13 protein-coding genes are annotated in these 13,304 nt (G+C 45.8%); all 13 read right to left on the reverse strand.

What is annotated here, in order from left to right; all coding sequences use genetic code 11:
• Window positions 1–22: 22 nt before the first annotated feature.
• The 13 genes from porN to PSM36_RS02925 all read right to left on the reverse strand — a co-directional run bounded on the left by porN (window position 23) and on the right by PSM36_RS02925 (window position 13,301).
• The gene (gene porN, locus PSM36_RS02865) at window positions 23–988 is read right to left on the reverse strand and encodes a type IX secretion system ring subunit PorN/GldN (RefSeq protein WP_076928703.1); all 966 of its coding nucleotides are present in this window, start codon (window positions 986–988) and stop codon (window positions 23–25) included.
• A gap of 90 nt (window positions 989–1,078) precedes the next feature.
• Entirely contained in the window at window positions 1,079–2,629 is a 1,551-nt protein-coding gene (porM, locus tag PSM36_RS02870) for a type IX secretion system motor protein PorM/GldM (protein ID WP_076928704.1), read from the reverse strand.
• Window positions 2,630–2,637: 8 nt separating this feature from the next.
• Window positions 2,638–3,393: a type IX secretion system motor protein PorL/GldL gene (gene porL / locus PSM36_RS17285; protein WP_076928705.1), complete on the reverse strand. Its 756-nt coding sequence runs from the start codon at window positions 3,391–3,393 to the stop codon at window positions 2,638–2,640.
• A gap of 84 nt (window positions 3,394–3,477) precedes the next feature.
• Window positions 3,478–4,896 (reverse strand): T9SS ring complex lipoprotein PorK/GldK, encoded by a 1,419-nt coding sequence (gene porK, locus PSM36_RS02880; protein ID WP_076928706.1) that lies wholly within the window; start codon window positions 4,894–4,896, stop codon window positions 3,478–3,480.
• 83 nt (window positions 4,897–4,979) lie between these two features.
• Window positions 4,980–5,954, reverse strand: a complete 975-nt coding sequence (locus PSM36_RS02885) for a PorP/SprF family type IX secretion system membrane protein (protein ID WP_161947546.1) — start codon at window positions 5,952–5,954, stop codon at window positions 4,980–4,982.
• A gap of 53 nt (window positions 5,955–6,007) precedes the next feature.
• The gene (locus PSM36_RS02890; protein ID WP_076928708.1) at window positions 6,008–7,102 is read right to left on the reverse strand and encodes a VOC family protein; all 1,095 of its coding nucleotides are present in this window, start codon (window positions 7,100–7,102) and stop codon (window positions 6,008–6,010) included.
• 4 nt (window positions 7,103–7,106) lie between these two features.
• A complete protein-coding gene (locus PSM36_RS02895) occupies window positions 7,107–7,901 on the reverse strand; it encodes an SDR family oxidoreductase (RefSeq protein ID WP_083710906.1) in 795 nt (264 codons plus the stop codon).
• Window positions 7,902–7,952: 51 nt separating this feature from the next.
• A complete protein-coding gene (locus PSM36_RS02900; RefSeq protein WP_076928709.1) occupies window positions 7,953–9,284 on the reverse strand; it encodes a threonine synthase in 1,332 nt (443 codons plus the stop codon).
• 9 nt (window positions 9,285–9,293) lie between these two features.
• Window positions 9,294–10,556 carry an aminotransferase class I/II-fold pyridoxal phosphate-dependent enzyme gene (locus PSM36_RS02905; protein WP_076928710.1) on the reverse strand — a complete coding sequence of 421 codons (1,263 nt, stop codon included), beginning with the start codon at window positions 10,554–10,556 and terminating at the stop codon, window positions 9,294–9,296.
• Window positions 10,557–10,730: 174 nt separating this feature from the next.
• A complete protein-coding gene (locus PSM36_RS02910) occupies window positions 10,731–10,976 on the reverse strand; it encodes a hypothetical protein (RefSeq protein WP_076928711.1) in 246 nt (81 codons plus the stop codon).
• A 267-nt stretch (window positions 10,977–11,243) separates the two neighbouring features.
• On the reverse strand, window positions 11,244–11,942 hold the full coding sequence (pssA, locus tag PSM36_RS02915; RefSeq protein WP_076928712.1) for a CDP-diacylglycerol--serine O-phosphatidyltransferase: 699 nt from the start codon (window positions 11,940–11,942) through the stop codon (window positions 11,244–11,246).
• A gap of 6 nt (window positions 11,943–11,948) precedes the next feature.
• The gene (locus tag PSM36_RS02920; protein WP_076928713.1) at window positions 11,949–12,629 is read right to left on the reverse strand and encodes a phosphatidylserine decarboxylase family protein; all 681 of its coding nucleotides are present in this window, start codon (window positions 12,627–12,629) and stop codon (window positions 11,949–11,951) included.
• A gap of 90 nt (window positions 12,630–12,719) precedes the next feature.
• A complete protein-coding gene (locus tag PSM36_RS02925; RefSeq protein WP_076928714.1) occupies window positions 12,720–13,301 on the reverse strand; it encodes a CvpA family protein in 582 nt (193 codons plus the stop codon).
• Window positions 13,302–13,304 lie beyond the last annotated feature (3 nt).

Here is a 13,304-nt window from a genome sequence, read left to right on the forward strand (position 1 = left end):
ATTCACAAACTGACAGATATTATTAATATCTTCTGTCTCTCATTGAAACGGAAGCAGCGCCGGACGAACTTATCGGAGGTCTTCTGTTGTTCCGGCGGTTTACTTTCTGCTGTGGAGGGACAATGGAATGATTTTCATGCTTCCAGAGACTCTTTTCGAAATCAACCAGTTCCTGTTCAATCCTCTCCTGTTCCGCCTTTATTTCTTCGGGAGTGGAGGTGTACTGCGAGATGGCAAGGTTCCGTGGATTCTGTGCTTTGTAGATCTCCCCGTCGTACTTTCTCATGCGAAAAAAATCATCAACGCTGCCGCTCATGTTGTTATTGAGTGAAGAACTCATGACCGGTATCCGCCGTGCATAAGGAGCTATTTCGTCGTAAGGAATCCAGAAGAGGGGATAACGGGTGGTGGTACCATAATCGTCCCGGCGCTGCAAGACAGGGCAGATGGCGAGCGGTCTTACCTTGAAAGAAGAGCTGCCTGTATCGAAATAGTAAGCTTCTTTCACGAAATAACTTTCTACCTCATTGCCGGGAATATCGACGTCATTCACTACGATTTTCCCGTCGGCTGTTTCATAGTAAACACCGAACCGATCCAGCAATTCCTGGAAATCGACCCGGTACTCCTCTGTAAACTCTTCCCGTCCGTCCAGATATTCATAAGCCACAACAGCATCTTCCTGTAATAGATTGAATAGCATAGTAAACAGGCTCATCTTTCCATCTACAGGGGTGGGCGGGTAATAGAGCGGGGCATTGGCCTCTTTGGTAAGATCGAGATAGCGGTAGATGATACGCGACCATTTGGCATTTTCTATGTTTTCGTCGCTGTGGCGGTTTTGTTGTTCCATACGGATATTTGTACCGGCAGTCTGTACAGTACTTTGTCGACGCCGTTCTATTCTTTCCCTCGCCGTTTCCTGTGGGAAAAGGGCTGTAAAACTTCCTGTGAAAAGGATCAATATCAATAATACTTTTGTTTGCATATCTTTATTTCAGATTCAAAATTCAAGATTCAAAATTCAAAATTTCTTTACTTCTCAACTTCAGACTTCTTATTTTGCCTTTCCACTTTTTCACTGTACCCTCACTTCCATCACTGCAATCTCCCGCTCAGTACCATCAGGGCCAACCGCACGTACGCCCGAAATATAGAAATAACTGCCTCGTGCAAGACGTCTGATCTGCTCTTTCTGCCTATCAGAGAAACGGCTCCCATCAGAAACTTCGGGAATAGCATTTCCCATGGAATCGAAAAAGACAGTACGAAAACTGGTCACCCGGAACGGAATGGAAAGGATGCCATCGTCAATGGCTGCCTTGATCCCGCTGGCATTCATTAAAACCGCTTTCTGTAATCCTCCTCCCCTGAACATCACCGGATTTCCGTTCGCATCGCTGTATTCAATATATGGAGTGGGATCGGGGAGCGCGCGTACCCTGAACTCTTTAATGGCCACACGACGAACATCTCCGTCCGTGGTACGGGCCGATACCGATATCGTGACATCCTGTCCTATGGACGAGGGACGGGCAACCCACATATTTCCCCGACGGGTGAGGGTGCCGTTGGTGATAGTCGCACTGACATCCTGCGGAGCGATACCGGGTACGGAAATGCCGATCTCGTTATCGATGCCGGCATACAATACATTCATCAGGGTAGGAGCAATGGTAGCGATCGGTTCAATCACAGTGTAGCTGCCTGCAAACGGGCGACGGGTCACGCTACCATCACTGCCGGTCATTTCTAAATATCCTTCTACAGGGAATGTTCCGGTACGGTCAGCCCGGACGGAAAAGGATCCGTTTTCTTCTGTATCGAGAATCTCCCCGTTGACCATAATAAGAGGTTGTCGGGTAGAGTCTTCTGCCGAGAGTACAATACGGGCATTATAGGAACCACCTTGGATGACGATATCGGACTCGGGGATGATATAGGCATTCAGCCGGTTTACACGAAAATCTCCAATATCCACATTGTGCAGGATATTGGAGAGTGCTTCTCCTTCCGATGAACGGATATCATTCTCTATCTTGGTAAGCATGGTGATAGCTGCAGCCAGCGGCATTTGTTCAAAGAGAGAGGCTTCCCAGCTTTTATTGGCTGACCGTGGTTGTGTGCTGAGATTTTTTTCGATAATTGCCCGACGGGCGGGATCTGTTACGAGTTGCGTTACTGAGTCGCGGTAGGTATCGATTGTATTCCTGAATTTTCTTCCTTCACCATTTACGGGGGAGAGCATAACCACCGACGCGGCTTCCAGATCGTCTTTGTGTTTGATGTTACTGATATCCGCTTTTCTTCCGTCGGCTTCACGCACCATACGCAGTTTCAGTTCTCCAATATACCTTGTCAGCGAATCGCTCATGGCGCGTACCTGCACCCCTTTCCGGTACCACTCCCCGGCCTTTTCCGGGTTTTGTGCATGATAGGCCGTTAATTCATCCATGATCAGCCTATTGCGTTCCAGCATCGTACCGGATGAATTTCCCAGACTATTATCCACCATTTCGAATCCGTCGAGTACTTCGACCGATACGTTCAACGCCAGCATTGCAATGAATACCAGATACATCAGGTTGATCATTTTCTGACGGGGGGAGTTGGGACTGTTGACTGCCATGGATAGGATTATGTGATGGGGTTACCGGGATTGTTCTGTTTGTTGACTGTCATAGCATTCAGCATACGCGCATAGACTTCGTTCAGTTCTCTGAGCTGATCCGCCATTTTCTCTGTTTCTGCTTTAATAACTGATCCGTCGGGGAGGGTATCACCATACATAGTTCTGAGGCGGGCCAGCCCCTGATTGATCTGCTCGATAGCACCGATCTGGCTGCTGACGCTTTTGAGCTGTATCTCATAGATGGAGTTGAGTCCTGACAATGTACGATTAAGGTTTTCCATCTGTTTGCCGTATTCTTCGGAATGTGCCGAAAGATTATGAGGGACTTCATACCCCGGTTCGCCGGGCGAATTTGTTGGATGGATGTGGGGAGTTGTAGATACTTCGGAGTGTTGTGGAGTAAAATTGTGGGTAGCGGAAACGGAAATCGTTTCACGAGCAGATGGTGGTGTCTGTTGTGCTATAGCAGCGTTAAAACCGGGATCCTCTTCAGAGTTTACGGAAGAGAGTGCCGGGAATACCTGCTCCCACCTGTAATCGCGTATTGGTGAATCGAACGCCGAGAGGATAAAGACGATACATTCGGTGACCATCCCGATGAAGAGCATCTCATTGCCGAAGGGAAAGTGGAGCAGTTTAAACATCGCACCGAGTATCACGATGGCAGCTCCGAAACTATAGGCGAAATTGATGAACCGTTTCCCCCGCTCGGTTTGTAGAAACCGTTCAAGCCGGTTTTTATATCTTTTGTAGGCGTTCATTTTTTTAATTATCAATTACTAATTACTAATTACCGATGAATAGGAATTGTACAAATCTTAAATATTGAATTTGAAATTTTGAATTTATTTCCCCGAGCTGACCTGTGTTCTTACGCATCGGAACCCAATATAAGAACGTCCCCGGTTCTGGTATTCATTATCGCGCATATCCGACCGGATAAAGGTAGAGATATCTTTCCATGAACCTCCTTTCACTACTTTTCGTTTCAGGACATAGGGATCTTCGGTAGTAGCATTATAACTGTATTCAGGGTTCAGGTCACCCATCAGTTCGTTCCCCGACTCGGTGTAAGCGGTAGAGGTCCATTCCGCCACATTCCCGGCCATATCATACAATCCTGAGTTATTAGGCTTGAAACTTCTTACTTTAGCGGGGATAAGGTGGTTATCGGCACCATAGGCTCCGTCGCCCGGCTTGAAGTTGGCCTGGAAACAGCCGCTTTCACTTGTTGTGGCATCTGAATCCCATGGGTATTTATTGTCGGAGTTGGCATTCCGTGCTGCCATCTCCCATTCAGCTTCGGTGGGGAGACGGTATTTTTCTATTGTCACCCCTTGTTTGTTAATACTCCTGCGCAGAAAGAGGGTACGCCACTCACAGAAAGCAGTCGCCTGCTCCCATGAAACTCCTACTACCGGGTGGTGTGCGTAGGCGGGATGGGAAAAATAGTTACGTAAATAGCGTTCATTATCCGCGTTCGGAAAATCGTTCACCCAGCAGGTGGTATCAGGGTATATATTGACGATACGTGTGTGTACGAAGTCGTAAAGGCTGCTCAGGGGACGGGTAATGGTTTCATTGACAATTCGTCCGTCGGAAGCAATATAAGCTGTATCTTTCGATATTATGATGATTTCATTCGGATCGATGATGATGTCACTGTTCAATGTCCTCTCTGCGGGATTCAGTCGGTGCTGTCGTCTGGCCGCTTCTGCCGCATCAAACCACTCGTAACGAAAATTCATCTGGCGGGCATCCAGCATTTTTTCTCCTGTGATGGGATGTGTGGTATAAACACTGTTGATGGCAGCCTCTTCCTCTTCGGTATTTCTTGTCCAGGGGATGGGAATCCTCCAGTTCAACCGGGGGGTGACAGGATCACCGTATTCATCCTCAGTGATCTTGTAAAAGTCATCGCCGGCGTAGGCCGGGTCTGCCAGCCGTTCTCGGATGATGGAATCCCGTACCCAGTAAACAAACTGTTTGTATTGGGAGTTAGTGATCTCCGTCTCATCCATCCAGAAATTGTCTACCGATACGCCGCGGGTAGGTATCGAGAATCCCCAAAGCGAATCGATCTCTCCCGGCCCCATGATATAAGCTCCCCGTGACACCAATACCATATTGTATGGTGTGGGTTCCCCCCACACTTTACCTACAGGAACGCCGGTCAGTTCACCGCCGATACTGTTACCGATCCCCCGTCTGCCACAGGAAGCAATCATAATCAGTATCAGCACGAATAATATATATCTTTTCATAATTTCCAATTAAAAATTAAAAGTGAATAATTAAAAATTAGCATCAATCGTCTCATTTTTCACTATTCATTCTTCATTTTTCACTATAAAAGCCGGATGCTCTTATGCGGTTGCCGCTTCGGTTTGAAATGATCGAGTGGAAAATTATACCGGAGGTAGAGCTCATGACTCCCCCTGCTATTTTGTCCGATTCCCATAGTATGCAATCCGTAGGCATATCCCAACTCTACTTCACGGATGGTAGTTCCGGCAAAAAGCAGATATCCGTCGTTCATCCTCCATGATGCACCACCTGATAATTTTTTATTGTATTCGAGGCGAAGCGTAGCCTGCACTTGTAGCGTGCTGAGGTCGGTCTGAACCCACAACATCGGTTGTATTTCTAACGTATGAAAGAGAGTAATATTGTATCCGGCCATCAAATTATAGGAAAGGGGGATAGCCGACAACGTAGAATCGCTTTGAAGATCAGCTCCGAGAGAGTCATTATGTGCATAAAACCGGGGTTGATTGAGATGTATTGCCGACAGACCTATGAAAACAGATTTCCCTGTCCAGGAGATACCGGCGCCCAGGTCGATCACCTGTTTGTCGGCCGGATCCACTTTCAGCGTCCCCCGGCCGTGTTGTAAGGAATCTTCAAAAATATATTTGCTTCCTGCATCGAAATTCAAGTCATACACTCCGGCTTGTAGCCCCATATTCAGAAAGCCTTTACCGAACTCTTTTTTGAAACTGTATTGTACTGCCAGTAATGAGTTGCGCAGTTGACCTACGGTTTCATTATTAATCACCAATCCGACGCCGTGGCGTCTGCCGAAAAATTCAAAGGGCATATCAGCAGTAAGGATAAGTTGTTGAGGTGCATTTTCTATGCCTCTCCATGCATAACGGTAAAAGGCAGTGGTGCTGATTGCCTCTGCATCACCTGCAAACGAGGAATTGAGATAACTCTTTACAGCCCAGTATTGACCGGGCGGGTCATCCCATTGTGCCTGCAGATGTAATAGGCTGCATAGCAACAGGAGTATGGTTAATAATAAACACCGTTTTTCCATTATGTGTATAACTGAAAAACGACGAAAAAATTGTGTCCAGGAGGAATTTCCTACTATATTTTGGAGGATTTTACCCGCATAAGCCGGAGCATTCCGAGCATCCATTTCGGAAGCGGTTTTTCGGGATCCCTGTTTTTCAGGTTAAGGCTTAGTCCTAATTTTTTTGCGATTGGTATTTTGTGTGTTTCCACAAATTCGATCAACGTACCGTCCGGATCTTCAATATAGGCAAATTGTCCTGCGGCATCACCCATATCGAAGGAGTTGCCTTCCTTGATATTTTGTGTGGTGTCTACCGTAAAGGGATGCCCCAACTCCGCACACTTTTTGCGTAATGCATCCATATTCCGGATATCGAAACAAACCTGAATAAAGCCGGGATCACCCCAGAAACGCCCTTCGTAAAGTTTTTTCGGGGTACGTTCCAGTACCTGCACCAGTTCGATATAGGAGGGGCCGAACAGTTCACTAAGGCTACCTTTTCTGGGTTGTGAGTGTGTCAGCAAACGACGACGAAATTTTTGTGTGCCTGAAGGCAATCCTTCGAAATCGGGAAAAACGCCTGTCTCGTCTGCGATAATCTTGTCGTAACCCAGAATATCACGATATACTGTCATCGCTTTATCGATATCTGTCACACCGATAGTTACGCCAACCGCACCGCCTGTCGACTGCCCTTCGTCTTTAAAAATGTAATCGTCCTGTACGATTTGAAACAGATTTTCATATGGGTCTTTCACATAAAAAGTCTGATTTCCGTCGATATTTTTGTTGAGTCCGCCGAGGATATGGGCTTTCGGATTTTTGGAAAATTCTTCGAACGTGTGGGCAACGTCCCTGCTTTTGACTTTGCATATCAAAACACCCAGGTCGCCCATATTCAATGTGAAGTCAAGCGGTTTTGGCTTCCGTTCTGAGTATTGCCACACTTCAAAACCGCCGCCACCCTGCATATTAACAGCAATCAGAGCGTGGCGCCGTTGTGGTTTTCCACCCGTGTAGGGTAGCATCAGTTCGGCAACTTTATCGTCCTCAAGAATACGGATATCCATATTGAACAGGTCAATATAGTATTTCCATGCTTCATACAGTTTTTCTACTCCGATACCTACCTGTTGGATCCCTGCAATGATATAGTTCTCTTTCATATAGTTATGTCGCTTTGATCTTTCTAACCATTTTTCTTGCCAGTCCGGGAAAAAAACGCTTGATATATACCATCAGTAACTCTTTACCTCCGACGAGCACCTCAGGTTTTTGTTTATCAATAGCCTTCACGATCTTCTTTGCTGCTTTCTCCGCAGAGATGCCGCTGTTCTGCCCGTCATCCATTTGTCCGTGTTTTCTGCCATCGGCTTCTAACGCATTGTAAGAGATGTTTGTCTTTACCCGTCCGGGACAGACCATCACTACCCGGATATTCTGGTCGTAGTACTCCGCGTGGAGGGTTTCGAAAAAACCATAAAGGGCAAATTTGGATGAAGCATAGGCCGATCGCAGAGGAAAGCCGAATTTCCCGGAGATGCTGGTGGTGACAGCGATAGTTCCTCCGCCTTTTTTAATCATGTCAGGTAATAGCCGTCTACTGATCTTTACCGGTGCGAAGAAGTTCACGGCCATGATCTTTTCATCTACCTTGCCGTCTGTTTCCAGTATTTTGGAGCGTTGACTGATACCGGCATTCAGAAAAGCAATGTCGATCTTCCCGAAAGCAGCAATGGCTTTGTCGGTCAGCTCGTCGATATGTGCCAGGTCGGTCAGGTCATATGGTAATATTACGCATTGTGCACCAAGCCGGATACACTCTGCCTGCACTTCCGCCAACCGGTCAGCCCGTGTAGCCGTAAGGATCAGGTCGACTCCTTCCCGTGCATAGAGATAAGCGCATGCTTCACCGATACCCGATGAAGCGCCCGTGATCCATATGGTTTTATTATCAATTACCAATTATTAATTACCAATTTCATTCTTCACTCTTCATTCTTCACTCTTCATTCTTCACTCCCTCATCACCTCATTCCAGAGTTGTGACCGGTAATCGCCAATGGAGTGGGGGGCACATTCATCCACATTATAGACATTATGGGAAGTGTAAATCATCTGCTCCAGGAAATAGGGAGCACGATTGGGGCCTTCTCCGATATTGAGCAGCACTGTCTCCCCGTTTTTGATCAAGTTCTTCCTGAGTGCCACGAAGAATCCGGCGATGGAAACGGCAGATGCCGGTCCGGGGATTACTTTCTGCTCATAGGCAGTCAGTTTACCCACAGGTACCAGTTTCTTTTCGTGCATTCGCAGGAAGCTGCCTCCTGACTCTTTTACCAATTTTGCTACGATGGGGTAGGTAGCAGGATTACCGGTCGCCAGGGTAGGTACCTCTGTCTGGGGATTGTCGATGATAGGATACTTCTTCTCGAAACCTTCGGGGAATCCGGCGGCTTCGGCATCTTCCCACGCCTGCACCATTGGGTCGCAGCCGTCTGTCTGTACCAGAAGGAAGCGGGGATTTTTCAATTCAGGATAGACATGTTTGATCTCGCGGATACCTTTGTCTATGGCAATGGGGCCTGTACCGCCGCTGACTGCCTGGATATATACGTCAGGGAACTTATCCATCTGGCGGAGCCATTCGAATACCATGGTCTTCTTTGCTTCCACACGGATAGGATCGATATTGCCGGTCGATATTGGGATATTGTGCAATTTGGCATATCCTGCGGCGATCTCCTTTGCTTTGGCATAGTCGCCCATCACACGGAACACCTGCTGCCCGTAGGAGCTGATGGTCGCTTCCGATGTCTTGATGGCATCCTCCGGCATAAATACCGAGCAGTTTACCTTTGCCAGTGAAAGGTATTTTGCGTAAGCTGTAGCTGAATTACCGGTGGAAGCGATGCAATATTGGTCGATACCGATCTCGTTGAACAGGCTGGCCGCCAATGAAGCAGCAATATCCTTGAATGTACCGGTACCTCCGTTTAAATCATTCCTATAGACATGTACATTGAGATCGAGCCCGTACTTCTTTTTTGCAAACTCTTCCAGGAATGTCCATCGTTCTACCGGAATGGCACCTTCTCCTTTTGATATGATATGTCTCCTGCGTAACAACGGAAGAAAAGGGAAATAGTGCCAGAAACTGTTAGGAGCACGGCGCCCGATAAGTCGGGATAACCGCTGATAACGGCGGTTGTACCATACCTCGGAATGTTTACTTCCGCATTTCGGGCATTGTTGGTTCTGTTCGAACCATGTCCAGAAGTTGGGAGTAACGTGCCCGCATTGGGTACAGGCCAAATGGTACTTATGCTGAATTTTTATACGGAGCATTCTCTTTTTTTATGTAGTGGACATCGATTTCATCTCGTCGGCCATATATTTTCCCGCTTCGAGATTTACCTTTATCTTCTTGAATACCTCAATGGTCTCATCCACATCCTTCTGCGTATGGGAAGCCGTGGGGATCAGTCTGAGCATTAATACTCCTTTGGGTACTACCGGATATACGACAATAGAGCAAAATACGTTGTAATTCTCACGCAGGTCGATCACAATATTGGTACCTTCGGGAACCGAGCCGCTGAAATAGACGGGTGTCACCGGTGATTGCGTATTGCCAATATTGAATCCCTCTGCAATCAGCCCTTGTTGCAGCGACTTGGCGATTTTCCACAGGTTTTCTTTATATTGGGGCTGTGTTTGTAATATCTCGAGGCGTTTCAATGCTCCGATCACCATGGGCATGGGAAGTGATTTGGCAAAAATCTGAGAGCGCATATTGTATTTCAATGAGTTGACGATAGCTTTTTCAGAAGCGACAAAAGCACCAATACCGGCCATCGATTTAGCGAAGGTGCCAAAATAGATATCTACTTCGTCCATCAATCCGAAATGTTCGCTTGCACCCGCTCCGGTCTCACCCATGGTACCAAATCCGTGTGCATCATCTATCATGAGGCGGAAATTGTATTTCTCCCTGAGTTTGACAATCCCGGGAAGATTTCCCAAATCGCCCGACATACCGAATACCCCTTCGGTAATCACCAGGATGCCACCGTCTGTCTCTTCTGCTTTTTTTGTTGCGAAACCAAGCATCTTGTCGCATCTCTCCATATCATTATGGGGATAGACAAAACTCTTTCCACCCTTGGCTTTATGCAGAAAAATACCGTCCATGATACAAGCATGGGATTCGGAGTCGTAAACAATGACATCATTCCTTGAGACCAGTGAATCGATAATCGAAACCATTCCCTGATAGCCATAATTCAGTAGGTAGGCAGCCTCCTTTTTCTCAAAGGCAGCGAGTTTTTCCTCCAATTCTCTGTGATATTTCGTTTGGCCTGACATCATGCGCGCTCCCATGGGATATGCCATTCCCCAGTCGGCTGCTGCTTTCGCATCCGCTTCACGTACTTCGGGATGGTTGGCCAATCCCAGATAGTTGTTCAGACTCCAGGTGATCACCTCTTTACCGAGAAACCTCATTCTTGGGCCTATTTCACCTTCCAATTCGGGAAATATAAAATATCCTTCCGCTTTTTTGCGATACTGTTCAAGCGGGCCTTCGGCACTTTTCAGCCGGTCAAAAATATCTGTCATGATTGTATATGATTGTAATGATTTTCCTTTTTGCAAAAATAGCTATTTTTAAACTAACTTAGAAATATCTGTACAGGTAAATCCCTTTCCTGTAGAAAATGAGCCGCCCCTATCCTGAATTGAAAAGAGCGGCTGTCGACGGGTTGTTTGTATAGATCCTTTATCTTGTCGGATTTATATTTTACGGCTGTCTTTTACTTCTACAAAATCTGCATCTTCGATTTCGCTCGACTCGAATTTCTTTTTCTGATACTCAATGATTCGATCCTGCTGGTTTTCAGGTTGTTTGTCTTGTTGTGCCCGTTGCTGCCGGAAGTTTGAAGTCTGTCTGCCACGCTTTCCCATAAGAAAGGCGGCGACTGCTTTCAGCAAAAAATAGACAACCATAAAACCCAGAAGAAATTTAATTAGGAATCCCATATATTGTGTGATAAATTGATTTAGGAATAAAGATACAATGATTTACGAAATGATAATCAATCTATTTGTATTATTTAACGGTTCACTAAAGTTAGACTATTTGAGTCATAGGTTCCTCGATTTTCAATTCTCGCAACGGCATAATTCAAATAATTTAGTTGTTTTCTACACTTAACATAGTAAAAACTTGTTTTTCCTCTGTGTTCGCTTATCGAAAACATTCAGCCAAGTTTGTCTTCTGCGCGTATTGCTTAACGAAATAGTTCTCTATTTTCTACTGTGCCCTATAACAGAGAGAAAGATGTAGGCACCGATTCCCCAGAAGATGCCGCTGATACCTTGTAATGCTATAAGCAGTAACATTACTACAATCAGGAGTATCTGTTTCTCATTGCCTTTGAACGATATTTTTTTGATTTTCAGTGAGAACATCGGTATTTCGGAGACCATCAACACTGACATCACGATAATCAATCCTGTAGTGAGATAGAAAAAGTTCTCATTCCCGGTTACGAATTGAGTCATTCCGTAACTGTAGCTGATCCAAAATAGTCCGTTGGCGGGAGTAGGCAGGCCTATAAATGAACTGGTTTGTCGTTCGTCAATATTGAATTTAGCCAGCCGGTAGGCAGAAAAAACGGGTATGAGAAATGCCAGGTATGGGATCCAGACGTGTAGAGGTTCCAGATAACCTGGTAGTAAGAAGTAATCCCTGAGTAGTATAAAAACTGCCGCTGCAGGAGCCACACCGAAGCTGATCACGTCTGCCAGGGAGTCCAGTTCTTTTCCCAGAGGAGAATAAGCCTTTAACAATCGTGCCGCCATCCCATCCAAAAAATCGAACAGGGCGGCAACTGCCACCCATATCACCACCGCCTTGAAGTTGGCCTGAAAAGCCATGACAACGGCTATGCATCCCGAGAAGAGATTTGACAGAGTGAGTATATTGGGTATTTGTTTCCGCATAGTCCGTTATCTTTCTTTTTGGGATAGCCTTGCCAAAAAGGTGACATTGGCATGTACTTCTTCTCCCAGTTCGACCAATATTTCACTGTCGGGTGGCAGGAAAATATCCATACGTGAGCCTAGTTTGATGAATCCGAGTGGAGATCCTATATGTACTTCGTCTCCTTCTTTCACATAGGTGACGACTCTTCGTGCCACTGCCCCGGCGATCTGTTTGGTAAGTATAGTCCCATGATCGGGTGTTTCAATCAAAATATTTGTATGTTCATTTTCATGACTCGATTTAGGCAGGTAAGCCGCATGAAAGTTCCCTTCCACATGGGAAAAATGGGTGATCTTGCCGGTAACCGGTATCCAGTTTGAGTGAGCATTAAAGAATGACATAAAGATGGATATCTGGATACGTTCATCATGAAAGAACTCTTTTTCGAATACTTTCTCAATGACCACGACCTTTCCGTCAGTAGGTGCATTTACCAATCCATGCAGATCGCCTTTATAGGTGCGATTGGGATGCCGGTAAAAGTTGAGAGCCATGGCATATAGCAGTATTGACAAAGATACCTGGATGGACGTAAATATTTTACCGGATGGTAATATGAAAAAAATCACATTGAATATTATCAGCACTATGCCGATCTTTATCACTGCAGATTTACCTTCTTTATGTATTCGTAATAGTTTCATTTTTTAAGAATAAAGAGCCAAGAACCAAGATTCAAGACTAATTTTCAACTTTCAATTTTCAATTTATCACCATACTTTCCACTTTCATTCTTAAGTAGAAAAATGACGTTGTTGGTATGTTGAGTCAATAGCGGGTTCACTCTTTTTTTCTATCTCTTCCCGATATTTCTCGGGTATAACCTCTTCCCAGAGTTGGGGTTGCAGATAGGGAACGATAGCAGGAACTACTGCTTCGACCCGTTCGAAGAAGAATGATTCTTCTTTTGTTTTTTTATTGATGACTTGCTGGTTGAGGTCGAGCATCAATACGAGATTGAGAATAATACTCAGGAAAACCATCATGGTACCGGCGGCAATCACAGCTCCCAACAACCGGTTGATAAAGCTGAGAAAAACTATATCAATAAAACGCTGCAATAACCGGCCGACCAGAGAGAGACCTACGGCAATGGCTACGAATGCCAGAATGAAAGACAATACCCTCGCCACCTCGGGTGAGAGATCAATTATTCTGTTTATTTGAGGTAGGATGGTCTGGGCCAACCTTCCTCCGAAGACAGCTGCCAATATGATGGTTGCCAATCCCACGAGCTGCATAATCAACCCCTTACGGTATCCATTGATGAAGGCAATGAGCAGCAGTATGCCTACGGTCAGATCAAACCAGTTCATAAC

This window comes from Proteiniphilum saccharofermentans, from assembly GCF_900095135.1.
In the GTDB taxonomy this organism is placed as follows: domain Bacteria; phylum Bacteroidota; class Bacteroidia; order Bacteroidales; family Dysgonomonadaceae; genus Proteiniphilum; species Proteiniphilum saccharofermentans.

Coding starts and splice junctions, on each gene's coding strand:
- porM (WP_076928704.1), bottom strand. CDS start 2,629: ATGGCAGTCAACAGTCCCAACTCCCCCCGTCAGAAAATGATCAACCTG.
- porL (WP_076928705.1), bottom strand. CDS start 3,393: ATGAACGCCTACAAAAGATATAAAAACCGGCTTGAACGGTTTCTACAA.
- porN (WP_076928703.1), bottom strand. CDS start 988: ATGCAAACAAAAGTATTATTGATATTGATCCTTTTCACAGGAAGTTTT.
- porK (WP_076928706.1), bottom strand. CDS start 4,896: ATGAAAAGATATATATTATTCGTGCTGATACTGATTATGATTGCTTCC.
- pssA (WP_076928712.1), bottom strand. CDS start 11,942: ATGCGGAAACAAATACCCAATATACTCACTCTGTCAAATCTCTTCTCG.
- PSM36_RS02900 (WP_076928709.1), bottom strand. CDS start 9,284: ATGCTCCGTATAAAAATTCAGCATAAGTACCATTTGGCCTGTACCCAA.
- PSM36_RS02925 (WP_076928714.1), bottom strand. CDS start 13,301: ATGAACTGGTTTGATCTGACCGTAGGCATACTGCTGCTCATTGCCTTC.
- PSM36_RS02920 (WP_076928713.1), bottom strand. CDS start 12,629: ATGAAACTATTACGAATACATAAAGAAGGTAAATCTGCAGTGATAAAG.
- PSM36_RS02910 (WP_076928711.1), bottom strand. CDS start 10,976: ATGGGATTCCTAATTAAATTTCTTCTGGGTTTTATGGTTGTCTATTTT.
- PSM36_RS02905 (WP_076928710.1), bottom strand. CDS start 10,556: ATGACAGATATTTTTGACCGGCTGAAAAGTGCCGAAGGCCCGCTTGAA.
- PSM36_RS02890 (WP_076928708.1), bottom strand. CDS start 7,102: ATGAAAGAGAACTATATCATTGCAGGGATCCAACAGGTAGGTATCGGA.
- PSM36_RS02885 (WP_161947546.1), bottom strand. CDS start 5,954: ATGGAAAAACGGTGTTTATTATTAACCATACTCCTGTTGCTATGCAGC.